Raw genomic sequence first — 23,319 nt, forward strand, 5'->3', positions numbered from 1 at the left:
GGGTGGGGTGCTCCGTCGCGGCCCGCGGTCGGCGGGCGGGGGCGGTGGGGGCAGTCCGAGCGGTGCCCGACGACGGAGCGGGGGCCGGGAGACCGGCCGGTGCTCCGTCGTCGGGCGGGTCGAGCGGTCAGGCCTGCGGGACCTGGAGGTCGTACGTCTTCTGGGCGGGCGCGGCGTCCGCGGCGGAGTCCGTGCCGCAGCCGCAGCCGCAGTTGTGGGCCTTGCGGTCGGCGGCCTGCTCGGCCGACTGCGCGGCCTGGGCGTCGAGCTGGACCTCGTAGCTCACGACCTCGTAGCCGGCCTCGTCGACGGCCTCGCGCAGCGCGGCCTCGTCGAGCGGGTCGTCCGAGAAGACGGTGACCTCGGAGGTGCCGCCGACGTTCAGGTCGACGCTGATGTTCTCCACTCCGGGGACGGCGCCCACGTCCTTGGTGACGTGCGAGACGCAGTTGCCACAGGTCATGCCGGTGACGCCGAGGGTGGTGACGGTGCTCATGGTGCTCCTTGGGAGGGGTGGGGTGTCAGCTGCGGACGAGACGGGCGATGGCGTCGGACGCCTCGCGGACCTTGGCGGCGCCCTCGGCCTCGGAGGACCGGGCGGCGTCGACGACGCAGTGGCCGAGGTGGTCCTCGACGAGTCCGATGGACACCGCCTGGAGGGCCTTGGTCACCGCGGAGACCTGGGTGAGGATGTCGATGCAGTAGACGTCCTCGTCGATCATGCGGGCGATGCCACGGACCTGGCCCTCGATGCGGCGCATGCGCTTGAGGTAGGCCTCCTTGTCGGAGGCGTACCCGTGGGGGCCGGTGTGGGCGGGGGCAGCGCCCGGCTCGACCGGGCGCTGGGTGGTCGTGTCGCTCATGCTGGGCCTCCGTGATCACTCGCTCGGATACCCCTACTGGGTACCAACCCTCAAAGGTACCCCCGCGGGGTATCGCCTTGTCAAGGGGGCGAAGGTCCCTCCGCGACGAATGCGCGGTTCGCCACGACATGCGGCCGTTTCGGGTGTTCGATGAGAGTCGAACAGCCCGCACGGACGGTGCTCCAGCGTTCCTGGCGGGACACGATCCGACGTCAGGAGCCCACCATGACCACGCAGGACCCGATCCTCACCGCCTTCTCCACCACCGCCAAGCAGGTCTGGTACTGGCCAGTGATCCGCGGCGTCGTCGCGATCCTCTTCGGCATCGTCGCGCTCGTGTGGCCCGAGATCACGGCCGTCGTCTTCATCTGGATCGTCGCGATCTTCACGCTCGTCGACGGCCTGTTCGAGATCGTCGAGGGCATCCGCCGCCGAGGCACGGGCGGCACGGCGGCCCTCGTCACGGTCGGGCTCGTGAGCGTCGCCGTCGGCATCGTGCTGCTCGTGTGGCCCGGCAAGACTGCCGAGGTCCTCGTGTGGATCATCGGTCTGTGGGCCGTGGTCCTGGGCATCTTCCAGACGATCGCCAGCGTCGAGCTCCGCAAGGTCCCGGGCAGCGGCTGGGGCTGGGGAGTCTTCGCGGGTCTGCTGTCGCTCGTCTTCGGTGCCCTGGTCCTGTTCAACGTGGGCGCGGGCGTCGTGTCGATCGTGTGGATCCTCGCGATCGTCGCCCTCGTCTGGGGCGTCGCGCTCATCGCGTTCGGCTTCCAGATCCGCAGCCTGGGCAAGAAGGTCGGTCAGATCAGCTACTGACCGCGCCGGAGCCGCCTGCCGAGCCGTTCACGACGGCACGGTCGGGCGTGAGGTGAGCGGCGCCGTCGGGCACGGAGGAAGGTGCCCGACGGCGCCGCTCACCCCGCCGGGCACCCCTCACCTCGTGCAGGGGTCTAGCGCTGGGCGCGCGCTGCGGCCCTCGCCCCGGCCGGGAGCGCGGAGAGGACACGCTCGACCGCGGCGTCGTCGTGCGCGGACGACACGAACCACGCCTCGAAGACCGACGGCGGCAGGTTGACCCCCGCGTCGAGCATCGCGTGGAAGAACGCCTTGTACCGGAACACGTCCTGCGCCTGGGCCTGCGCGTACGTGCGCACCCCGGCCGCGGCGGCGAAGTCGCCGAACATGATCGAGAACAGGTTCCCCGAGCGCTGCAGGGCGTGCGGGACACCCTCGGCAGCGAGGGCCGCGCTCGCGGCGTCACCCACGACCTGGGCGACGTGGTCGACGCGGGCGTACACGGCGTCGTCGGCCAGGCGCAGCGTCGCGAGGCCCGCCGCGACCGCGACCGGGTTCCCGGACAGGGTGCCCGCCTGGTACACCGGGCCGAGCGGCGCGAGCTGGTCCATGATCACGGCCGGGCCACCCAGGGCCGCGACGGGCATGCCGCCGCCGATGACCTTGCCGAACGTGAACAGGTCGGGCGTGTACGAGGGCTGCTCGCCCGCGGTCACGCCCGCCGCGGCACCTGACTCCAGGCCCCACCAGCCGCTCGGCCCCACGCGGAAGCCCGTGAGGACCTCGTCGAGGATCAGCAGCGCGCCGTGCTCGGCCGTGATGCGGCGCAGGCCCTCGTTGAAGCCCGGGCCGGGCGGCACGATGCCCATGTTCGCGGGCGCCGCCTCGGTGATGACCGCGGCGATCTCCGAGCCGCGCTCGGTGAACGCACGCTCGACGGCCTCGAGGTCGTTGTACGGCAGGACCAGGGTCTCGGCCGCGCTGGCCTCGGTCACGCCGGCCGACCCGGGCAGGGCGAGCGTCGCGACGCCCGAGCCCGCCTCGGCGAGCAGGGCGTCGACGTGCCCGTGGTAGCAGCCCGCGAACTTGACCAGCAGGTTGCGGCCCGTGACGCCGCGCGCGAGGCGCACCGCGGTCATGGTCGCCTCGGTGCCCGTCGAGACGAGGCGCACGCGCTCGGCCGCGGGGACCCGGCGGCGCACCTCCTCCGCGAGGTCCACCTCGCCCAGCGTCGGGGCGCCGAACGACAGGCCGCGTGCGGCGGCGTCCTGCACCGCGGCGACGACCGCGGGGTGCGCGTGCCCCAGGAGCGCGGGGCCCCACGAGCACACGAGGTCCACGTACTCGCGGCCCGTCACGTCCGTGACGTACGCGCCACGCGCGCTCGCGATGAACCGCGGGTCGCCGCCGACCGAGCCGTAGGCCCGCACGGGCGAGTTCACGCCGCCCGGGATCGCGCCCTGGGCGCGCACGAACGCCTCGTGGTTGTCGTGGAGGGTGGTCGCGCGCAGCGGCGAACCGGTCGGGTGGATGGTCATCGGTGTCACCGAATCCATTCTGCGATCTCGAGGGCCCAGTAGGTCAGGACGATGTCGGCGCCCGCGCGCTTGATGCCGAGCACGGACTCCAGGACGGCGCCGCGCCGGTCGATCCAGCCGTTCGCGGCCGCCGCCTCGATCATCGCGTACTCGCCCGAGACCTGGTACGCCGCCACGGGGACGTCGCTGCGCTCGGCCACGGCCGCGAGCACGTCGAGGTAGGAGCCCGCGGGCTTGACCATGACCATGTCGGCGCCCTCGGCCAGGTCCACGTCCGCCTCCCGCAGGCCCTCCCGGAAGTTCGCGGAGTCCATCTGGTAGGTGCGGCGGTCGCCCTGGAGCGTCGAGTCGACGGCCTCGCGGAACGGCCCGTAGAACGCGCTCGCGTACTTGGCGCTGTACGCCAGGATGCTCACGCCCGTGTGCCCCGCGCCGTCGAGGGCCTCGCGGATCACGGCGACCTGGCCGTCCATCATGCCCGACGGCGCCACGACCTCCGCGCCCGCCTCGGCCTGGGTGAGTGCCATCGAGGCGTAGCGGACGAGGGTCGCGTCGTTGTCGACGACCAGGTCGCCGTCCGGGCCGGCGGTGAGGACGCCGCAGTGCCCGTGGTCGGTGAACTCGTCGAGGCACAGGTCGGCCATGACGACGGGGGCGGGACGGCCCGTGCCCGCAGCGGCGTCCCGGGCCGAGTCGCGCGCGATGCGGATCGCGCGGTTGAGGATGCCGTCGGGGGCGTCGGCCTGCGAGCCGACCGCGTCACGGTGCGCGGGGATGCCGAACAGCATGATGCCGCCCAGCCCGGCCGCGGTCGCCTGCGCGACGGCGCCTGCGAGGCTCTCCTCGGTGTGCTGCACGATGCCGGGCATGGACCCGAGCGGCTTGGGCTCGGTCAGGCCCTCCTTGATGAACAGCGGGAGGACCAGGTCGGCGGCGTGCAGCCGGGTCTCGGCGACGAGCCGGCGCATCTGCGGGGTCGAGCGCAGGCGGCGGGGACGGATCACGGGTGGTTCCTGCCTTCTGTCGGGGATGAGTCGTCAGGACGAGGTGCTGACGGGTGGGCGGCGACGCGCAGCACGGCCTCCGCCAGGGCGTCGTCGGTCGCCTGGGTGGCCACGGCGTCGATCCGCAGCCCGACGGCGTGCGCGGCCTCCGCCGTCGGCTCGCCGATCGCGACGCCCGCGACGTGCGGGTCCGCGCCGAGCTGGGTCGCGACCTCGCGCGCGACGCTGCCCGAGGTCAGCACGACCACGTCGACCTCGCCCGTGCGCCACGCGTCCACGACCTCCGGGGAGAGCGTGTGCGAGACGGTCCGGTACGCGGTCACGACGTGCGGGTCCCAGTTCCGGTCACGCAGACCGTCGGCCATGGTGGGCTTCGCGAGGTCGCCTTGCGGGAGCAGGACGCGCCGCGTCGCGTCGGCGGCCCTCTCGTCGGACGCGGCCCGGGCCTCGGACCCGTGGTCGGGAGCCTCGGCGAGCGCGTCGAACGCTGCGAGCAGCCCGCGCGCCGAGTTCACGGCCGCCTCGAGATCCACGTGGACCCCCGCGGCCTCGAGCGCTCGGCGAGTCGCCGGCCCGACCGCGGCCCACCTCGTGCCAGAACCAGCGTGCGCTCCAGTCCTCGCTCGTTCTGACAGCTCGGCGAGCGAGACGCCCCGGCGTGCGGCGCTCGCGGTCAGCTCGTCGATGGCGTTGACGCTCGTGACCACGACCCACGCGAAGCCGGCGAGGTCCGCCACGGCGGCGTCCATCACCGCGGTGTCCTCGATGGGGACGCGCTCGATCGCTGGGCTCACGAGGACGGTCGCGCCCTGGGCGCGCAGCCTCGCCGCGAGGGGAGCGGCACGCTCGGGGGAGCGCGGGAGGAGGACGGTGGTCCCGGTCAGCGGCCCGGAGTCCGTGGCGTTCGCGGCGGCCGGGGCCGGGCCTGCTGGCGGCAGGTCGCGACCGCGCTGCGGGTCGCGCAGTCGGCCTGGCATCAGCGCTGCTCCGGGCCCACGGGGGCGTCGGTGCCGCCGACCGGGGCCTCGTCGTCCGAGCGGGTGTCGCCCGCGGGCGCGGTGCCCGGGGCCCACAACGAGTCGGTCGCGGCCCCCGGCCCGGTCGCACGCAGCGGCGCGAGCTCGGCGGCACCGGCGGCCAGCAGCGCGTCGGCGACCTGGATCCCGAGCCCCCTCGCGAGCACGTCGGTGACGTCGCGCCCCTCGACGGACGGGCCCCCAGCGCCACCGGCCCTGCCCGCGGCGCCCGCAGGCGACGGCAGCGCGACCCGTGCCGAGTGCGTGAGGACCTGCCCGCCGTCGAGCCGGGCGACGACCGCCGAGAGCCGGATCTCGTCCTCCTCGACCACGGCGTGCGCGCCGACGGGCGCCGCGCAGCCTGCTTCGAGACGTGCGAGGAGGGCGCGCTCGGCGAGGACCGCGAGGCGGGTCGGAAGGTGGTCGAGGCCTGCGACGACGTCGGCGAGGTCGAGCGGGCGGTCCGTGGCGCCGTCGGGCCGGAGGTCGAACGAGGACAGCGGCGAGAGGTCCGCGGTCCGGACCTCGACGCCCAGCGCCCCCTGCCCGGGGGCCGGCGCCATGACGCGCACGTCGATGACCTCGGAGACCGCGTCGAGGCGCCCGAGCCGCGAGAGCCCGGCGTAGGCGAGGACGACCGCGTCGAGGTCGGCGTCGGGGCCGAGCGCCCGTGCGAGGCGGGTGTCGACGTTGCCGCGGATGTCGAGCACGTCGAGGTCGGGGCGCACCGCGAGGAGCTGGGCCGCGCGGCGGGGCGAGCCCGTGCCGACCTTGGCGCCGCGCGGCAGGGTCTCCAGGGTCCAGCCGTTGCGTGCGCACAGGACGTCGCGCGGGTTCTCCCGCTCGGGCGTCACGAGGGTCAGGCCCTCGGCCGCGCCGGTCGGGAGGTCCTTGAGGGAGTGGACGGCGACGTCGCAGCGGCCGTCGAGCAGCGCCTCGCGCAGCGCGGTCACGAACACCCCGGTACCGCCCATCTGGGCGAGCGAGCCGGTGCGGACGTCGCCCTCGGTGCGGATGCGCACGATCTCGACCGGCTGCCCGGTCAGGGTCTCGATGCGCCTGGCGACGAGACCCGTCTGGGTCGTCGCGAGGGCGCTGCCACGGGTTCCGACACGAATGCTCACGCTTCCAGTGTCCTCTGCCGGGCGGTGAAGTCGAAATGCGCTCGGACCCGTCCGGAGCGGATTTCCGGGGAATTGTCCACCGAGTGACATCGACCTGACATGAAGTCATGACAAAGAGACGAATTGTCAGCACGTCGGGAATTGCCGCCGACGCGAGAAATGCTCAGAGCTGCTCGGCGGACTCCTGTGCGTGCCCCACGATCGCCGCGAGACCCGTGCCCGCGATCCACCCGCCCGTGACCCCCAGGCCGTCGACGTGCGACACCCGCTCCACGAACGCCGCGACCTCACGCCGGTACACGGGCGTGGGCGGCGGGAGCGACCCGTTCCACCGCGTCGACAGGTGCTCACGCACCTTGCCCTCCAGGTCCACGCCCAGCAGCACCGAGGCGTCGCGGACCACCTGGTCGACGGTCGGCTCGACCGTCTCCCCGATGCGCCCGTAGCTCAGGCGCACCACGTGGTTCCCCGGCCCGACGGCGTCCGTCACCCGGGCGGCCAGCCACGGCCACTTCGCGGTCGAGTGGGTCAAGGCCTTGGCCTGGACCGGGTCGTGCGCTCCCGCCCGGTGGTTCTCGTCGCGCGTCGACCACGTGCGCGGCCTCGGGGCGACCAGCAGGCCGCTCCCGCGCGGGGCCGCGTCGAGCGCAGGGGCCTCGAGCAGCAACGTCATGAGCCGGATGTCGGCACCCGGCTCGGGGTCCGGGACCGGGTCGGCCGTGCGGCCTGCGAGCGGCGACACCAGGTCGACGACCGCGGGGGTCGTCACGAGCAGGCGCGGCGCCCGGAACGTCGCCGGGCCCCCCAGGGTCTCGACCTGGACCGTCCAGCCCCCGTCCGCGGACCTGCCCAGGTCCACCACCTCGTGGCGCGTGAGCAGCACCCCTGCCGGCCCGGTGCTCCCGGCCGGAGCGGCGCCGTCGGGCTCCTCGCTCGTCACGGCGAGCGTGAGCTCCTCGACCAGGCGGTGCATGCCGCCCTCGATGCCGCGCACCGCGGAGCCCGCCGGCGCCTGCGCGCGCATCGCCGCGACCGCGCGCGTCAGCGAACCCTCCCGGGCGTAGGCCTCGCGCAGGCCCGGGGCGACCGCGTCGACGTCGAGCCGCTCGAGCGGCGCCGAGTGCACCCCCGCGGCGACCGGTGCCACGAGGCGCTCCGCGACACGGCGCCCCAGGCGCGAGCGCGCGAAGGTCTCGAGGTTCTCCTCGTCGACCCAACGGCGCGGCTTGACCCGGTCCAACCCGGCCCGCAGCGCGCCGGGCCAGCCGACCGCGCGCCGCACGTCGGCCGCGAACGGATGGGACGGGATGCCCATGATCCCGGCCTTCGGCAGCGGGAACGCGCGGCTCGCGGCATAGCCCCACGCGCTGAGCGGCGCGGGCTCGACGACCGTCAGGCCCAGCTCGGTGACCAGGTCGCCCACGGCGGAACCGCGCGCCGCGAACGACTCGGCACCCACGTCGACGGACAGCCCCGTCGAGCCCAGCTTGTCACCGTGCACGGGCCCGCCCGGGCGGTCGGCCGCCTCCAGGACGAGGACCCGCAGACCGCGACGGCGCAGCGTGCGCGCGGCAGTCAGACCGGCGATGCCGGCGCCGACGACCACGGCGTCGAACGAGCCGTGAGAGGAGGCGTCGGACGTGGCGTCGGACGACGAGGAAGGGCCGGACGATCCATCAGCAACGGGGTGCACACGTCAAGTGTGCCCCCGCCACGAGGGTGTGTCAGACCGTGCGTGACGCAGAGGTCACGCAGGTTCTGACACGTTCCGGACGGAATGGACCAGGTCGACCACCCGGGTCAGGACCGTCGGGTCCGTCTCGGGCGGCACCCCGTGGCCGAGGTTCACGACGTGCCCCGGGGCGGCGCCCCCACGACGCAGCACGTCGCGCACGTGCGCCTCGAGCACCGGCCACGGCGCGGCGAGCAGCGCCGGGTCGATGTTGCCCTGGACCGGCACGTACCCGCCGAGCACCGCCGCGGCCTCGTCGAGCGGCGTGCGGTAGTCGACACCCACGGTCGGGTGCGTCACGCCGGCCTCCGTGAGCGCGTCGCGCATGGCGCCCAGCAGGTGCCCCGTGCCCGTCCCGAAGTGGATCGCGGGCACACCCAGGTCGCTGACCTGCGACAACGCGACCGTGCTGCCCGGCTTGGCGCCCGCCAGGTAGTCCTCCAGGGACAGGCTCCCGGCCCACGAGTCGAACAGCTGGGCCGCGCTGGCCCCCGCCAGGACCTGAGCGCGCAGGAACGCACCCGTGATCTGCGCCGTCCACGCCGTGAGCCGCGCCCACGACTCGGGGTCCGCGTGCATGAGGGTGCGCGCCGCGAGGTGGTCGCGCGACGGCCGACCCTCGACCAGGTACGCCGCGAGCGTGAACGGCGCCCCCGCGAAACCGATGAGAGGAGTCGACCCGAGCGCCGCGACCGTGAGCGCGACCGCCTCCGTCACCGGGGCGAGCGACTCCGGGGTGAGCTCGTGCTCGACGAGGCGCGCGACGTCGTCGGGCGTGCGGTACGCCTGGCCCATGACCGGGCCCACCCCGGGGACGATGTCGACCTCGACCCCCGCGAGCTTGAGCGGGATCACGATGTCCGAGAAGAAGATCCCCGCGTCCACGCCGTGCCGGCGCACCGGCTGGAGCGTGATCTCGCTCGCCATGTCCGGGCGCAGGCACGAGTCCAGCATGCCGACGCCCTGGCGCAGCTCGCGGTACTCGGGCAGCGACCTCCCGGCCTGTCGCATGAACCACACGGGGGTGGTCTCCGGGCGCTCGCCGCGCAATGCACGCACGAGCGAGGAATTCGTCGTCCGACCGTCGACGAGAGGGTGGTTGTCGGAAAGCGCGGTGAACGTCACAAGAACCGATTCTGCCTTGTGCCCGACGCGGTGATTGAATCGGAGCACTGTGGTTCTCCTGTCGATGACTGCAAGTCACCACGAGCTGGACATGTCCACCCTCGAGCTCCTGTCCACCGGAGCCGGGTCGGTCGGACGGGCAGCCGTCGCGACCTGCGAAGCGATCACCGGTGCCGTCGTCGTCTCGACGTGCAACCGGTTCGAGGTGTACCTGGACGTCGAGTCGCCCGTCGACGGCTGGGGCGTGCAGCACGCGTCGCGGGAGGTCGCGCGCCTCGTGGCCGCCGCGTCGGGCGTCGCGGAGGACGTCGCCGTCCGGGCGTTCTCGACCCGCACCGGGCCCGACGTCGCCGCCCACCTCTTCGAGGTCGCCGCCGGCCTCGACTCGATGGTCGTGGGCGAGCGGGAGATCGCCGGGCAGGTCAAGCGCGCCCTCGAGGAGGCACGCGAGGGCGGCGTGACGTCGTCCACGCTCGAGCTCCTCTTCCAGACCGCGTCGCGGACCTCCAAGAAGATCAGCAACGAGACGACGCTCGGGGGCAACGGCCGGTCCGTCGTGTCCCTCGGGCTCGACCTCGCGAGCGCCGAGCTGCCGCCGTGGCGCCAGGTCCGCGCCGTGCTCATCGGCACCGGGTCGTACGCCGGGGCGTCGCTCGCGGCGCTGCGGGCCCGCGGCTGCGACGACGTGCGCGTGTACTCGGGGTCCGGGCGTGCCGAGCAGTTCGCGGCCGACCGCGGCGTCGTCGCCGTGACCGACCTCGTGGAGGCCCTCGAGGACGCCGACCTCGTCGTGTCGTGCAGCGGTGCGCGAGGGCGGGCGCTGGCTGGTGGTGCTGGTGCTGGTGCTGGTGGTGCTCGTGCTCGTGTGAATGCCGGTGCCGGCGCCGAGGGTGACCAGCGGCTCGCCGACGGTGACGCCCTGACCGCCGAGGGTGACGACGCCCCGGTCGACGGTGACTTCTTCGTGGGTGGTGGTGACGCGCTGGGGCACGTGCTCGACGCCGCCGCGGTCGTCCGCGCCCGGTCCCGCGCCGCGGAGGCCGCCGGCGACGAGGCGCCGCACCGGCCGATGGTCGTCCTCGACCTCGCCCTTCACCGCGACGTGGACCCACGGGTCGCCGACCTCGACGGCGTCCTGCTCTACGACCTGGCCTCCCTCAAGGCGCACTCACCCGCCCTGGGGTCGCTCGTCGTCGGGCAGGCACGGACGATCGTGGACCGTGCGACGCAGGACTTCGAGGAGTCCCGCCTGGGGCGTGCGGCCGACACGGCCGTCGTCGCGCTGCTCGACGACGCCGACCGGCGCATCGCGGCCGAGGTCGCCGAACGTGTGGCCGAGCGTCGGACCGCGGGCGGCGAGGTCGACGATGCCGACACCGAGGCGCTCGCCCGCTCCGTCCGGCGACGCGTGCACGCCGAGCTGCACGACGCGATCGTCGCGGCACGGGCGTCGGCGCTGGCCGCGGCCCGCGAGGAGGCCTCGGCCGTGGTGGCCGACGCCGAGGCGGCGATCCTGGGTGCCGACGTGTCGGGCCGCGACGAGGTGTGCGCCGGCCGTTGAGCCGACCTCTCGGCCCGCAGGGTCAGGCCGCGAGCTCGCCGGACGCAGCCAGACGCTCCAGGACGATCCGGCCCGCGGGCGGCACCCGGTGCGCGTCCTGCGCACCGACCCAGGTGAGCTCGCCGACCTCGGCACGGGGAGCAGGCTCGGGGGACCCGAGCAGCGGCTCGGCGTAGAGGCAGTGCATGCGCACGAGCCGCCCGCCCAGGCCGTGACCGGGCGCCTCGGCGACGAACCCGGACCTCACCGTGGCCGGGTCGAGCAGCACGCCGAGCTCCTCCTCGATCTCCCGGACCAGGGCCTGCTCGTCGCTCTCGCCGGGATCGAGCTTGCCGCCCGGCATGAAGAACAGGTCGTTGTCCCGGCTGCGGACGACGAGCAGCCGCCCGTCCACGACGTGGATCCAGCCGACGGTCTTCAGGGGTTCCGTGAGGGGGGAGGGGGAGGTCACGGGGAACATCCTGTCATCCGGCGCGTCACCGTCGGCGGGTGGGCGCGTCACCGTCGGCGGCCGGTTGGTCACCGTCGGCGGGCGGGGCCGTCGCCCTCGGCGGTCCGGTCCGTGAGAGCCGATGCGCCGGAAGCTCGCCGATAGTTCCGTTCCGGAACGAAAGTCGATACTGTGCCGATCGCGGACGGGCCCACGGCCCGACGCGACGAACACAGGTCACGCGCGGCGCCGTCCGCCCGATCGGACGGAGAGCTCGATGGGATTCATCAAGGCCTTTGCTGGTGCCCTCGGAGGCACGCTCGCGGACCAGTGGAAGGACTTCCTGACGCCGCCGACGAACCTCGCACCGACCGCCGCGCTCTTCCCGGCCGTCGCCCAGGGGCAGAACGCCGGGCGCGGGGCGAACACCAAGGGCTCGGCGAACATCATCACCAACGGGAGCCGGTTCGTCGTCCCCGAGGGATACGGGCTCCTGACCTTCCAGGACGGTGCCCTCACGGGCTTCGTGGCCGAGCCGGGCGGGTACCTGTACACGTCCGACGACCAGAACTCCCAGTCGATCTTCGCCGACAACGGCTTCCTGAGCCCCCTGATCACGACGTCGTGGGAGCGGTTCAAGTTCGGCGGGCAGCCCGGGTCGCAGCAGCTCGGCTTCTACGTGAACCTCAAGGAGCTGCCGAACAACCGGTTCGGCACGCAGTCGGAGATCTACTGGGACGACGCCTACCTCGGCGCCCAGGTCGGGGCGATCACGCGCGGCACCTACTCCCTGCGCATCGTCGACCCGATCCTCTTCGTCAAGCAGTTCGTGCCGCTCACGTACCTCGGGGCGAGCGCGAAGGTCTTCGACTTCTCCGACCTCGACAACGACGCCGCGAGCCAGCTCTTCACCGAGGTCGTCGGCTCGCTCGCGGCGGCCTTCTCGAGCTACACCAACGACCCCGACAAGGGGAACCGGATCACCCGGATCCAGAGCGACTCGGTCGGCTTTGCGCTGTCCTTGGCGGGCGCGGTCGAGGAGGGCTACCAGTGGACCTCCTACCGCGGCCTCTCGATCGTCAAGGTCGCGCTCGCCGCGATCGAGTACGACGAGGACACGCGTGCGCTGCTCAGCGACGTCAAGAAGGCCGACGCCCTCGCAGGGGCGCGGGGGAACTCGTTCCTCCAGCAGGCCGCCGCGCGAGGCATCCAGGCCGCGGGGGAGAACCCGGGCGGCGCCGCGAACATGGCGATCCTCGGCATGGGGATGAACGCCGCGGGCGGCGCCATGTCCGGGCTGCAGCAGCCCGTCGTGCCGGTGCAGCAGGTCCCGGTCCAGCAGGCGGCGGCGCCGGCCGCGCCCGCCCCGGCCGCCGAGGACCCGGTCGCGAAGCTCACCCAGTTCAAGTCGTTGCTCGACCAGGGCCTCATCACCCAGGCCGACTACGACGCCGCCAAGGCCAAGGTCCTCGGGTTCTGAGGCCATGACCGTTCACGAGCCGGAGTCGGCTCCCGTCCCCGAGGGCCCGCCCCAGCCGGGAGCCGGCCCGACGACGACCGCCGGACCTCCGCCCGCGGGGAGCCCGGCGGGCGGCCCGACCGTCGTGCGGACCGACACCGGCGCGACCGACGGTCTCGTCAAGTGCATCCGGTGCGGCGCGACCGAGATCGCCTACGACGTCGCCAAGGCGACGCTGCGGTGCGGGTTCTGCCGCTACGAGTGGGTGAGCACGGTGACGCTCGCCGACCTCGGGCTCGACGGGAACATCGGCGGGCTCGAGGGCGTCGTCCTGGGCTCGGGCAGCGCCGACATCGTGCCGTCTGCCGAGGAGATCCTGACGTTCCGCTGCGCGGGCTGCGGGGCCGACGTCGTCGTCGACACCGCGCACGGCACACAGGCCCGCTGCCACTGGTGCCGCAACGTCCTGTCGGTGAACCAGCAGGTCCCCAACGGGGCCGTGCCCGACGTCCTGCTGCCGTTCCGCCTCCCCAAGGAGGACGCGGTCGCGGGCATCCGGCAGTTCGTCGGCCGACGCAAGTTCTACGCGCACCCCCGGTTCCGGGCGGAGTTCAGCCCGGAGAACGTCGTCGGCGTCTACCTTCCGTACCTCGTCGCGGACTTCAATGCGAAGGCGCGCCTCGAAGGGCAGGGTGAGCACCTCGTGCGCAGGTACACCGTGACCGTCCGGGGTTCCGACGGCAAGGACACGACGGAGACGCGCTACGACTACGACCTGTACGACGTCGTGCGCGACTTCGACCTGCACGTCGACGACCTCACCATCGAGTCCTCGGCCGACCGGCGGGACCACGGTGGCAAGGCCCGGACGAACAACGTCATCAACACGATCCTGCCGTTCGACGTCGAGAACGCGGTGCGTTACGACTCGAACTACCTGTCGGGGTTCACGGCCGAGCGCCGCGACAGCGACGTCGACGACCTGCGTGATCCCGCGTTCGCGCAGGCGAAGGAGATCGCCCGGTTCCGGGCGCGCGACATGATCGAGTACTACGACCGCGGCGTCCGGTGGGACCGCGAACGGCTCGACGTCGTCGGGCAGCGGTGGGTCGCCGCGTACCTGCCCGTGTGGCTGTACTCGTACCACGAGGTCCGCAAGAACGGGTCGTCGCTGCTGCACTACGTCGCGGTCAACGGCCGCACGGGCGAGACCATGGGGTCTGTCCCGGTCAACCACCGCCGCCTGCTCGCGGTGTCCGTCGTCGTCGAGGCCGTGGCGGCCGTCGCGGCACTCTTCGTCATGATCGGGTTCTGATGCACGCGCTCGCCCTGGACGCGCTCACCGTCGTCGCCTCCTCCTCCGGGGAGGAGGAGGCCGTGAAGGTCGTCGTCGTGGTGGTTCTGCTGCTCGCAGGGCCGCTGTTCTACTGGTTCACGTGGGCGAGGTACCGCAACACGGGCAAGCGGCACGACCACCGACGGGACACCAAGTCCGTCACGCTCGACGAGAGCGGGTCGGACACGCACGTCAGGCGCGTCACCGGGCGGTCGAACAGCTCGATGAACGACGCCAACCACATGTCCTAGGCGGGCGTGCCGGGCCGATGCTCGTCGGGCGCGGCCCTCAGCCCCACGAGCTGACGCGGACGATCTGGTCGAAGAGCCCGGTCAACGGCTCCTCGAGCTCGCCCGCCGGTGCACTGAAGGCCACGAGGATGAACCGCTTGGTCCCCGGGACGGTCATCCAGTACTCGACCGCCACGGTCGGGAGGTTCTCGTCGCTGTCCGGGTCGGCGACGACGTGCCTGCGTGTGCGTCGGGCGACCTCCGAGGCTCCCGACGTGAAGCGGTGCAGGGAGTCGGCGCCGCCCTCGGTGAGGTCCGCGAGTCCGCGTTCGAGGATCGCCATGGTCGCGGAGGCACTGGTGCCGATCGCGGGAGTGAGCTGCTGCGCGGGGAGCGAGACCATCGCCGTGACCGGCAGCGGCACGCCCGGGACGATCGACAGGGCCACGTGGAACGCCTGGCCGTCACCACCGATGGCGTCGTCGAGCGCACCGAGGACGCGGCGTTCGAGCTCGATCCGCACGTTCGCACGGTCGTCGGCCGGGCCCACCTGCGCCGCCACGAGCCGTCGGACCGAGGCGCGTGCCTCGGCGCGGTCGTGCAACGGGACCTGCCACCAGTTCCCCGGCAGTCGCAGGCGAAGCTGCGGGAGGGGAGCAGGAGGCGTGGGCTCCTGCGGAGCGGCCGGGGGTGCCGGGGTGGTGTTCATCGTCGGTCTGCCTCTGTTCTCAGGGCCGGGTGCGGTGGGCGAGAGGGCCTCGTTCAGGGCCGTTCAGGCGTCGGCCCGCTCGCCGGAGGGGAGTCGTCGACGGCGGCGGGCCACGAGGTACGTCACCGACCAGCCTCTGGCGGGGTGGCACCGAAGCGCCGCACCAGCTCGTGCTCGGGGAAGGTCAGCCTTCTCCAGGAGGCTTGAACGCCGGGGCCCAGCGCAGACCCCAGTGGCGCGACACGCATCGCACGGTCGTCGCCGAGGCGGTCCTCGGCGTCCCGATGCCCGAGGACGACGTCGATGTTGACGGCGTCGACCCCACCTGCGCGTGCTCGCCAGACCTCCAGGACGGATGCCTCGACGACCTCGACGATCGTGTCGGGTCGTTCGGCGCTGAGCCCTGGCACGTAGATGCGCAGGTCGACCTCCGTGGTGAACGGGGAGACGCGGGTCCGGGCCATGGCCTCGTCGACGTGGGGGTTCGCGGCGCAGACGGAGACGGCGAGGGCGTCGTCCGCGTGGGCCGCGGGCCGGCGCCGCGCGCCGCCGAGGAGCGTGAGAAGTGCTCGTGCATCGACGTTCATGTGTCGGACCGCTGGCCGTAGCGTTCGGCCAGGACGTCCGAGGGGACCGCCACCGAGGACCGGTTGGTGCCGTTCTCCAGGCCGAGGGCGACGTCGATCCCCCTGTCCGTCATCGCGATGGCGCGGGAGTCGCCGATGCGGTCCCCGTCGACGAGCGGAGCGACGACCACGTCGAGGTTGATGTTCGACGGTGCGGACGGGGAGGTGTTCCAGGCCTGGTCGAGGGCCACGTCGATGGCTGCCAGGAGTGCCGCGTCGTCCTCCTCGCTGGTCGTGGGCATGGAGAGCCGGATGTCGAGGTCGTTCGCGAGGACGTCCGTGCGGTAGCGCACCATGGCATCCTCGACGCCGGGGGCGTTGGCGACGATCGCCTCGCGGACGTCCTCGGCGTCCTTCTCCGAGGAGCCCGAGCACGCGGTCAGGAGCAGGAGCGGGGCGAGCACGATGCCGATCGTGGTGCGACGTCGAGGGTGAGGGCGCACTATTCGCTTCCTTCGTAGGTGTAGTAGGTCTCGCTGTCGCCGAAGAAGATCGACTGGTCCGCGCGAATCTGCTCGAAGGCGTCCTGGGTCGAGTCCGAGACGTAGCCGCCGTCGTGCAGCGAACCGTCGGAGAGGTGCTGGGCCGTGGTGGAGTACTCCCCGGCGTCGTGGCGCCCTGCGTCGAAGAACGGACTGGACGAGGGTGCGGAGGGACCGTCCCACGTGTCCGTCTCGACGGTGACCCAGCGGTCGTGCGGTGCGGTCGGCGCTTCTCCGTCCAGTCGGTGGACCGGGTCGCCCCGGTGCTGGTACGAGACGACCGAGACGCCCGACGGGATGTCCATCGCGTCGACCGGTGCACCGGCCACGACGATCGCCTCGATGTTGTACGGGAGGTCCGGGTCGGCGGCGAACTTGCCCGCGAGGATCCCTCCCTGGCTGAAACCGACCATCATCACGTGGTCCTCGGGGCCGATGCCCGCCTTCTCCATGGCCTGCAGCACCATCCGCTCGTACGCGGCCTGCTGGTCGGGGGTGAGCATGAGGGCCAGGTTGGAACCCAGGTCGTTGGCGGCACCGGTGTCGCTGCCGAGCTCCCAGTCCTGCGTGCTCGGCGGGATCACACGCCAGACGGGCAACCCGTCGGGGCCGGTGCCGACGCGGACGATCCGGACGACCGTGCTGTCGGCTCCGCCGAGCAGGTCCACGTCCTGGGCATCCTTGAGGGCCTGGGCGTACGGGTCGTCCGTGGGGGACTCGACCGTGACGCCCGTGAACCGCATCTCGGGCGTCTCGCTGGCGACCTCGGCCCACAGCGCCGGCACGAGGATCGGCGCGAGCCCCTGGAGCAGGATCATCGTGGCGCCGATCCCGGCGTCGAGGACCTGGTCCCAGGTGACCCACCCCAGGAGCGCGGGGATCGAGTACACCACGAACGCGAGGACGACGAGCGCGAACGCGAGGACGATGACCACGACGTCGGAGAGCCACTGGAGCACCTGCTCCAGGACGTCCGCGAGCCACTGGTCGACCATCGCGAGGAAGTCCCCGACGGGGGCGAAGAACGCTCCGACCTTGTCCCCGAAGCTGTCGTTGAGCTGGTCCAGCACCGGTCGGATCGCGTCGGCCGCGCGGCGGGCGGCCTCGTCCTTCGCGTCCTCGGCGTCCTGGAACCTCCGCACGGCGACGTCGAGCGCCTCCTCGCGATCCCTCACCAGGGCACCGGCTCGGCGCACCTCGTCGTGGGCGTCGTCCATGGCGTTGCCCGAGGCTCCGGAGGCCGCGGCCAGGTAGACGTCCTGCTCGGCCTGGTCCTGCCGGGTGTACAGGGACCAGAGCTGGTTGCGCTCGTCGTCGACCACGGCGAGCGCGGTCCGCGCCTCGGCCTGGGCGTCAGCCAGCGCGACGGCGTACACCTTGATCGCGTGAGCGGTCGTCTCGTAGCGGGGGATCACGTCCTCGACGGCGCCGGACACGTCGAGCGTGCGTTCGTGCAGGGCGTCGGCCGCCCTGCCGAAGGACTCGGTGCGGTTCGAGAGGTCCGCGAGGCCGCGGCTGACCTCTCTGATCTGTTCGGCCACGGACAGATAGCGGGTGCCGGCCTGCTCGAGCTGTCCGGGCTCTCCGCTGAGCGGCTCGAGGTACGGGACCGCAGAGGCGTGCACCATGTCAGAACTCCACTGTCCGGAGCTGTGCCGCGGTGGCTTCGTCGAGCTCGCGGAACGTGTCGCAGATGGCTTGTGTGGCATCCGCGACGGCCTGGATCTCCTCGCTGAGCCTCTCGCGCCGGATGTTCCACGCGCTCGCGAAGTCGTCGATCGCGCTGCCGAGGCGTCGGTGGCCGGCGGCGTCGGCGAGCCCGCGGTTGAACTCCTCGGCAGCGAGGAACTCGGTGCGCAGGGCGCGCAGGCCGGTTGCGGCGTCGGCCATCGCATCGAGGTCGAGCTTCAGGTCAGGCACGTGTCTCTCCTCGGTGCAGGTTCCAGGTGGACGATATCGGAGAAGTGCGTCGTCGAGGATGGGGAGACCTCCCCATGGGCGACGGCCGGTGCGCAGCACCGGGCCCACCCTGCCTGCGCCCGCTACCGTGGGGCGATGAGACTGGGAGTGCTCGACATCGGTTCCAACACGGTCCACATGCTCGTCGTGGACGCCGAGCGGGGCGCGCGTCCGGACCCTGCGGCGTCGGGCAGGTCCGTGGTCCGCCTCATGCGGTACCTCCAGCCCGACGGTTCGATCTCGGCCGAGGGGGTGGCCGCCCTCCTGGAGGCCGCGGACAAGGCCGCCGCCCTGGCCCGCGAGTACGAGGTCGAGGAGTCGTTGGCGCTCGCGACCTCGGCCCTGCGCGAGGCGAGCAACGGCGCCGAGGTGCTGGCTGCGATCGAGGAGCGCGTGGGCGTCCCCATCGAGGTCCTCTCGGGGCCAGAGGAGGCGCGTCTGACGTTCCTCGCCGCGCGGCGCTGGCACGGCTGGGCGTCGGGTCGGCTCATGGTGCTCGACATCGGTGGGGGCTCGCTCGAGATCGCGTCGGGTCTCGACGAGGAGCCGGACGTCGCGGTCTCGGTGCCGCTCGGCGCCGGCCGGATGACGATCGAGTTCCTGCCGGACGACCCGCCCTCGGCCAAGCAGGTCGCGGCGCTCCGGGCCCATGTCAGGGAGGTGCTGGCCGGGGCGCTCGGCGAGGTCAAGCGGCTGCCGCGGGCGGACCACGTGGTTGCGACGTCCAAGACGTTCCGGTCGCTCGCACGGCTCGCGGGCATGAAGGTCGCGGTCGTCGGGCCCGAGGAGCGGTGGCGCATGGAGCGCTCGCAGCTCTCCGACTGGGTTCCGCGCCTCGCGCGGATCCCGGCGACGGGCCGCACGGAGCTGCCGGGCATCACGGCCGAGCGGACGTACCAGATCGTGGCCGGAGGGGTCGTCGCGGAGGAGACCATGAAGGCGCTCAAGGTCGCCGAGGTCGAGATCTGCCCGTGGGCCCTGCGCGAGGGCGCGATCCTTCGCCGCCTCGACCAGATCTGACCCTGCCCGGCTCGCGCAGCGGAACACGACACCACCCGAAGAGCCCCTTCCCAGCCCGTCCCTCCGCTGCTACCTTGTGTCGCATGGTACCTACCGAGGACATGATCCTCACCCACCTCCGGCGGGGGGCGATCGAGTACTGCGTGCTCGCCCTCCTGGCCGACGACGAGTGGTACGGGCTGGACATCGCCCGCCGCCTGTCCGTCGACGGCGTCCTCCTGAGCGGCGAGGGCACGCTCTACCCGCTCCTCGCGCGGCTGCGCAAGGGCGGGCTCGTGGAGACGCACTGGCGGGAGTCCGACGCCGGGCCGCCCCGCCGCTACTACGCGCTGACCCCGGAGGGACGCGCGGCCCTCGAGACCTTCGCCCGCACCTGGGCGCCCTTCCGCGATGCCGTCGACTCGACCCTGGGGAGCCACCGATGAACGACACGACCGACGCGATCACCACCTACCTCGACGACCTCGGTCGGATGCTCGCGCACCTCGACCCGGCCGAGCGGGCCGACGTCCTGGGCGGTGTGCGCGAGCACGTCGACGCGAGCCTGGCCGAGCTGGGGCACGCGCCCAGCGACCAGGAGGTCGCGGCGGTCCTGGCGTCGCTGGGCGCTCCCGAGGACGTCGCGCGGGTCGCGTCCGGGAGCCCCCGGGTCTTGCCGCCCGACGGCGGAGCCGCCCCTCGTCCGTCCCTCACCGCCGCGTGGGTCGCCCCGGTCGTGTTCGCCCTCGCGATCGTAGGCATCGTCGGTGCGCCGCTGCTCCTCCCGGGCGTCCTGTGGCTGGTCGCCGCGGTCCTGGTGGGAGCCTCGCCCCTGTGGACCGGGAACGAGAAGATCTGGGGGATCGTCTCGGGCTTCGCCGCAGGAGCTGCCTGGCTCGGGGTCACGGGCATGATCCTGCTGCCGTCCACGTCCTGCACGTCGGTCAGCTCCCTGTCTGCGGACGGCGGCGAGGGCGGCTTCCACGCGCCGACGACCGGGGACTTCACGACCGCGTGCGACGCCGGGGGAGCGAACGTCGGGGGGATCGTCATGACCGTCCTGCTCGGGGCCGTCATCCTGGTCGGTCTCGTGCTCCAGGTGGTCCTTCTTCGCCGCGGGCTCGCGCGGTCGACAGCAGGTCGGACCCCGGGCGCCTGAGCCGGTTCCCACCTCGCGCGACGCACCCCGCCACGGCGGGACGGGACGCGTCCGCGCGAGGTGGGCGGCGCCGTCGGGCCTGGGGGTCAGACGCCCAGGACCGCCTCCACGTCCCCCGCGGCGATCGCGTCCACGAGCGCCCGGTGGTCCAGTGCGTTCTGGTCCGCGTAGCGCTTCGCGAACTCGGCGAACGAGCGGTCGGCGACGTCGCCCTTGCCGAGGTAGGCGCTGATCGCGAGCGCGTCGCCCGAGCGGGCGTGGCCGCGCGCGAGGACCCACGCGCACATCTGCGCGTACGCGGCCATGGCGACCGGGAGCATGGTCTCGAGGTCGGCCGAGACCTTCCAGTCCCAGAGCTGGCGGAAGTAGTAGTCGTGGCGGCGGTCGTCGGCGCCGTGCACGGTGTTCCAGCCGAGCAGGGCGTCGCTCGTCGCCTGCAGGAGCCGCTGGCCCTCGACCACGCGCCGCCCGTTCTCGGGGTAGGGGCTCGCCGAGGTGTACGGCTCGAGCACCGATGGCTCGGCCTCCTTGACCTGCAGGAACAGCGGGTCGTCGTTGTCCCGGCCGACGAGCAGCGCGACCCAGCACCGCGTCCCGACGCTCCCGACCCCGACCACGCGCCGCGCCAGGTCGACCAGGCGGTAGCGCTCGAGCAGGATGCGGCGGGCTCCCGTGAGCGACTCGCCGTACGTCGCGAGGGCCGTGGTCACGACGCCGAGGAGACGGGCCTGCTCCTCGGCGTCGAAGAGCTCACGGACGGGCACGAGCAGGGGCGGGTTGCTCTGGAAGCGCAGCTCGCCGTCGTCGTGGAGGACCGTGAGCCGACGGCGTGCCTTCTGCCGGTCCTTCGTGCGCGCCTTCCGCAGGGCCTTGCGGAGGCTCTCCATGACGGCCGGCGGGACCGAGCCGCGCCACCTCTCGACGATCTCGTCGCCGCGGAGCTGCACGTGCCACAGGTCGAGGTGGCCCAGGTCCGCGAAGGACCGCAAGGTCTCTCGGTAGGCGCGCCCTGCCCCCAGCACGATCCGCTCGCGCTCGTGGTGCGACATGCCGCGGTGACGGCCCGCGATCTCGAGGCTCGCGACGAGCCGTTGCACGTCCCACTCGAAGGGGCCGCGGTGCGTCTCGTCGAAGTCGTTGACGTCGAACACGAGCGAGCGCTCAGGGGACGCGAAGCCCCCGAAGTTCGCGAGGTGCGCGTCGCCGCAGAGCTGGACGGTCAGGCCCGTCCTGGGCCCGACCCCGAGGTCGGCCGCCATGACCGCCGCGGCCCCGCGGTAGAACGAGAACGGCGTCGCGGCCATGCGGCCCATGCGCAGCGGGACCAGCTCGGGGACGCGGCTGGCGTTCTGGGCCTGGAGGATCGCGACGGGGTCGCGGCGGTCGGCGGCGGGCTCCCAGGAGGCGGTCCCGCGGCGGTGCAGCAGCGCGCGTGCGGCGCGGCCCTCCTCCTTGCGCTGCTCGGGGGACGGCGTGCCCCGCAGGGGCGGGCGGCCGTCGGGCCGGGTGGGGGGCTGGGCCGGGGCCGGGTCCGTCGCGTGCTGGGGCATCGTCGCTCCTCGGGTCGGGGCGTGCGGGACGCCCTTGCTCATCATGGCGCGCGCGGTCACCGTGGGCGCGGTGGAGCGTCGCCCTCGGCGGACATCTCGGTCACCGTGGGCGGTCGCGGGCGTCGCCCTCGGCGGACAATTCCGTCACCCTCGGCGGACGTGTCACCGGGAGCGCTCCCAACCCTCTCTCTGTGGTAGCGCTGCTCCGCGCTCCCCACCGTCCGAGAGGGACTTCCATGACTGCCCACGAGACCACGCAGGACGTCGTGCTCGCCGCGCTCGCACAGGGCGTGACCGGCCGGGTCCTCGCCGGCACCGACCCCGACGCCAGGCTCTCCGGCATGAACGTCGCCGTCGAGCACCGTCCCGACTACGTCGTCCACGCCACGTCCGCCGACGACGTCCAGGCGACCGTCCGCACCGCCCAGCGCTTCGGGCTGCCCGTCACCGTGTTCAGCACGGGGCACGGGTTCGCGCGCGGGATCGACGGCGGCATCGCCCTGAGCACCGCCGGTCTGACCGGCGTCGAGGTCGACCAGCCCGCCCGTACGGCCCGCATCGCGGCCGGCTCCCGGTGGAGGGACGTGCTCGACGTCGTCACGCCCCTCGGGCTCGCGGCCGTCACCGGGTCCTCGCCCGACGTGGGAGCCGTCGGCTTCCTCCTCGGCGGCGGGATCGGCCCCCTCGCACGCGAGGTCGGCTTCGGGTCGAGCTACCTCGTCGCCGCCGACGTCGTCACGGGCGACGGCACACTGCTCCACGTCGACGACGAGCACCACCCGGAGATCCTGCGCGCGCTGCGTGGCGGCAAGTGGGGCCTCGGCATCGTCACCTCGGTGACCGTCCGGCTGCTGAACCTCGAGAAGGTGACGGGCGGGAACTTCTTCGCCCTCGGGGACGACGCCGCGACGCTCTTCCGGGCGTACGCGGAGTGGGTCCCGAGCGCGCCGTCCGACATCACGACCTCGATCGCGCTGCTGCGCCTGCCGCCGCTCGAGTTCCTGCCCGAGCCGCTGCGCGGCCAGTACGTCGCGAACGTCCGCGTGGCCTCGACCCGACCGCTGGCCGAGGTCGAGAGCGCCATCGCCCCCCTGCGGACCACGGTCCCGATCCTCATGGACACGATCGCCGAGATCCCCTACGCGGCGATCGGGGGAGTGCACGCCGACCCGACCGAGCCCATGCCGTTCATCGACGGGTCGACGCTGCTCCACACGTTCGAGCCGCAGACCGCCGAGGCCGTGCTCGCGGTCGCAGGACCGCAGTCGCAGGCCCCGCTCATGATGACCGAGATCCGCCACCTCGGCGGGGCGCTCGCCGACGGCACGCACGGCCCCGACTCCGTGACGGGACGCGACGCCGCGTTCGCGCTCTTCACGATCGGTCTGCCCGTCCCCGAGCTGTTCGAGACGGCCGTGCCCGCGGCGATCAACGGCCTGCTCGAGGCGACGCAGCCCTGGTCGCTCGGTCGCACCCAGGCCAACTTCGCCGGCTCGATCAGCCAGGCGGCGCCGATCGACCTGTGGTCCCCCGCCGACCAGGCGCACCTCGCGACCGTGCGTCGCGAGATCGACCCCGACGGGAGGTTCGCGCTGCCGGTGTGAACTGCTGCCGCCACCGAGGTA

The 23,319-nt window shown here is 73.1% G+C and carries 24 protein-coding genes; 9 read left to right on the plus strand and 15 right to left on the minus strand.

Going from position 1 to position 23,319, the window contains the following annotated elements:
• Nucleotides 1-127: 127 nt before the first annotated feature.
• Nucleotides 128-496, minus strand: coding sequence for a heavy-metal-associated domain-containing protein (locus WFH32_RS08610; protein WP_336706942.1), 369 nt, complete (start codon nt 494-496; stop codon nt 128-130).
• Nucleotides 497-521: 25 nt separating this feature from the next.
• Nucleotides 522-863 carry a metal-sensitive transcriptional regulator gene (locus tag WFH32_RS08615; RefSeq protein WP_030150338.1) on the minus strand — a complete coding sequence of 114 codons (342 nt, stop codon included), beginning with the start codon at nt 861-863 and terminating at the stop codon, nt 522-524.
• Nucleotides 864-1,088: 225 nt separating this feature from the next.
• Between WFH32_RS08615 and WFH32_RS08620 the strand changes: the two genes are divergently transcribed.
• The gene (locus WFH32_RS08620) at nt 1,089-1,676 is read left to right on the plus strand and encodes an HdeD family acid-resistance protein (RefSeq protein ID WP_168210003.1); all 588 of its coding nucleotides are present in this window, start codon (nt 1,089-1,091) and stop codon (nt 1,674-1,676) included.
• A 134-nt stretch (nt 1,677-1,810) separates the two neighbouring features.
• On the opposite strand, the gene hemL is transcribed toward WFH32_RS08620, so the two are convergent.
• The 6 genes from hemL to hemE all read right to left on the minus strand — a co-directional run bounded on the left by hemL (nt 1,811) and on the right by hemE (nt 9,194).
• Entirely contained in the window at nt 1,811-3,193 is a 1,383-nt protein-coding gene (gene hemL / locus WFH32_RS08625; protein WP_336707151.1) for a glutamate-1-semialdehyde 2,1-aminomutase, read from the minus strand.
• A 5-nt stretch (nt 3,194-3,198) separates the two neighbouring features.
• Nucleotides 3,199-4,161: a porphobilinogen synthase gene (gene hemB, locus WFH32_RS08630; RefSeq protein WP_442946324.1), complete on the minus strand. Its 963-nt coding sequence runs from the start codon at nt 4,159-4,161 to the stop codon at nt 3,199-3,201.
• A gap of 32 nt (nt 4,162-4,193) precedes the next feature.
• Nucleotides 4,194-5,174 carry a uroporphyrinogen-III synthase gene (locus WFH32_RS08635; RefSeq protein WP_336706945.1) on the minus strand — a complete coding sequence of 327 codons (981 nt, stop codon included), beginning with the start codon at nt 5,172-5,174 and terminating at the stop codon, nt 4,194-4,196.
• Complete coding sequence (gene hemC, locus WFH32_RS08640; protein WP_318244235.1) at nt 5,174-6,337, minus strand: hydroxymethylbilane synthase; 1,164 nt, start codon at nt 6,335-6,337, stop codon at nt 5,174-5,176. Before hemC ends, WFH32_RS08635 begins: the two co-directional genes overlap by 1 nt.
• A gap of 163 nt (nt 6,338-6,500) precedes the next feature.
• Nucleotides 6,501-8,030 carry a protoporphyrinogen/coproporphyrinogen oxidase gene (locus WFH32_RS08645; protein ID WP_336706947.1) on the minus strand — a complete coding sequence of 510 codons (1,530 nt, stop codon included), beginning with the start codon at nt 8,028-8,030 and terminating at the stop codon, nt 6,501-6,503.
• Between the two features lie 54 nt (nt 8,031-8,084).
• The gene (gene hemE, locus WFH32_RS08650; protein ID WP_336706948.1) at nt 8,085-9,194 is read right to left on the minus strand and encodes a uroporphyrinogen decarboxylase; all 1,110 of its coding nucleotides are present in this window, start codon (nt 9,192-9,194) and stop codon (nt 8,085-8,087) included.
• A 49-nt stretch (nt 9,195-9,243) separates the two neighbouring features.
• Here hemE and WFH32_RS08655 point away from each other — a divergent pair, with 49 nt between their 5' ends.
• Nucleotides 9,244-10,755, plus strand: coding sequence for a glutamyl-tRNA reductase (locus WFH32_RS08655; protein ID WP_336706949.1), 1,512 nt, complete (start codon nt 9,244-9,246; stop codon nt 10,753-10,755).
• A gap of 22 nt (nt 10,756-10,777) precedes the next feature.
• On the opposite strand, the gene WFH32_RS08660 is transcribed toward WFH32_RS08655, so the two are convergent.
• On the minus strand, nt 10,778-11,206 hold the full coding sequence (locus tag WFH32_RS08660) for an NUDIX hydrolase (RefSeq protein ID WP_191797559.1): 429 nt from the start codon (nt 11,204-11,206) through the stop codon (nt 10,778-10,780).
• 256 nt (nt 11,207-11,462) lie between these two features.
• Here WFH32_RS08660 and WFH32_RS08665 point away from each other — a divergent pair, with 256 nt between their 5' ends.
• The 3 genes from WFH32_RS08665 to WFH32_RS08675 are packed head-to-tail and all read left to right on the plus strand — an operon-like array spanning nt 11,463 to nt 14,231.
• Entirely contained in the window at nt 11,463-12,665 is a 1,203-nt protein-coding gene (locus tag WFH32_RS08665) for an SHOCT domain-containing protein (protein ID WP_191797561.1), read from the plus strand.
• Nucleotides 12,666-12,669: 4 nt separating this feature from the next.
• On the plus strand, nt 12,670-13,959 hold the full coding sequence (locus WFH32_RS08670) for a proline-rich domain-containing protein (protein WP_336706951.1): 1,290 nt from the start codon (nt 12,670-12,672) through the stop codon (nt 13,957-13,959).
• A complete protein-coding gene (locus WFH32_RS08675; protein ID WP_191797563.1) occupies nt 13,959-14,231 on the plus strand; it encodes a growth/differentiation factor in 273 nt (90 codons plus the stop codon). The genes WFH32_RS08670 and WFH32_RS08675 overlap by 1 nt, the downstream gene beginning before the upstream one ends.
• A 37-nt stretch (nt 14,232-14,268) precedes the next feature.
• Here the strand turns inward: WFH32_RS08675 and WFH32_RS08680 are convergent, their stop codons facing one another.
• The 5 genes from WFH32_RS08680 to WFH32_RS08700 all read right to left on the minus strand — a co-directional run bounded on the left by WFH32_RS08680 (nt 14,269) and on the right by WFH32_RS08700 (nt 17,947).
• Nucleotides 14,269-14,919 (minus strand): hypothetical protein, encoded by a 651-nt coding sequence (locus tag WFH32_RS08680; RefSeq protein WP_336706953.1) that lies wholly within the window; start codon nt 14,917-14,919, stop codon nt 14,269-14,271.
• A 122-nt stretch (nt 14,920-15,041) separates the two neighbouring features.
• A complete protein-coding gene (locus WFH32_RS08685) occupies nt 15,042-15,506 on the minus strand; it encodes a hypothetical protein (protein ID WP_191797567.1) in 465 nt (154 codons plus the stop codon).
• Entirely contained in the window at nt 15,503-15,988 is a 486-nt protein-coding gene (locus WFH32_RS08690) for a hypothetical protein (protein WP_191797569.1), read from the minus strand. Before WFH32_RS08690 ends, WFH32_RS08685 begins: the two co-directional genes overlap by 4 nt.
• Complete coding sequence (locus tag WFH32_RS08695) at nt 15,988-17,655, minus strand: hypothetical protein (protein WP_336706954.1); 1,668 nt, start codon at nt 17,653-17,655, stop codon at nt 15,988-15,990. The genes WFH32_RS08690 and WFH32_RS08695 overlap by 1 nt, the downstream gene beginning before the upstream one ends.
• A 1-nt stretch (nt 17,656) precedes the next feature.
• Nucleotides 17,657-17,947: a hypothetical protein gene (locus WFH32_RS08700; RefSeq protein ID WP_191797573.1), complete on the minus strand. Its 291-nt coding sequence runs from the start codon at nt 17,945-17,947 to the stop codon at nt 17,657-17,659.
• A 135-nt stretch (nt 17,948-18,082) separates the two neighbouring features.
• On the opposite strand from WFH32_RS08700, the gene WFH32_RS08705 reads away from it, so the two are divergent.
• From WFH32_RS08705 to WFH32_RS08715, 3 genes are all read left to right on the plus strand, one after another.
• The gene (locus WFH32_RS08705; protein WP_336706956.1) at nt 18,083-19,006 is read left to right on the plus strand and encodes a Ppx/GppA phosphatase family protein; all 924 of its coding nucleotides are present in this window, start codon (nt 18,083-18,085) and stop codon (nt 19,004-19,006) included.
• 83 nt (nt 19,007-19,089) lie between these two features.
• Complete coding sequence (locus tag WFH32_RS08710) at nt 19,090-19,431, plus strand: PadR family transcriptional regulator (protein WP_138822278.1); 342 nt, start codon at nt 19,090-19,092, stop codon at nt 19,429-19,431.
• Nucleotides 19,428-20,144: an HAAS signaling domain-containing protein gene (locus WFH32_RS08715; protein ID WP_336706958.1), complete on the plus strand. Its 717-nt coding sequence runs from the start codon at nt 19,428-19,430 to the stop codon at nt 20,142-20,144. Before WFH32_RS08710 ends, WFH32_RS08715 begins: the two co-directional genes overlap by 4 nt.
• A gap of 86 nt (nt 20,145-20,230) precedes the next feature.
• Here WFH32_RS08715 and WFH32_RS08720 read toward each other — a convergent pair whose 3' ends face one another.
• Nucleotides 20,231-21,694 (minus strand): DUF2252 domain-containing protein, encoded by a 1,464-nt coding sequence (locus WFH32_RS08720; RefSeq protein WP_336706959.1) that lies wholly within the window; start codon nt 21,692-21,694, stop codon nt 20,231-20,233.
• A 236-nt stretch (nt 21,695-21,930) separates the two neighbouring features.
• Here WFH32_RS08720 and WFH32_RS08725 point away from each other — a divergent pair, with 236 nt between their 5' ends.
• Nucleotides 21,931-23,298 (plus strand): FAD-binding oxidoreductase, encoded by a 1,368-nt coding sequence (locus tag WFH32_RS08725; protein ID WP_336706961.1) that lies wholly within the window; start codon nt 21,931-21,933, stop codon nt 23,296-23,298.
• Nucleotides 23,299-23,319: the final 21 nt, after the last annotated feature.

Origin of the sequence: Oerskovia sp. USHLN155 (assembly GCF_037145535.1) — a bacterium.
Lineage (GTDB): Bacteria > Actinomycetota > Actinomycetes > Actinomycetales > Cellulomonadaceae > Oerskovia > Oerskovia rustica.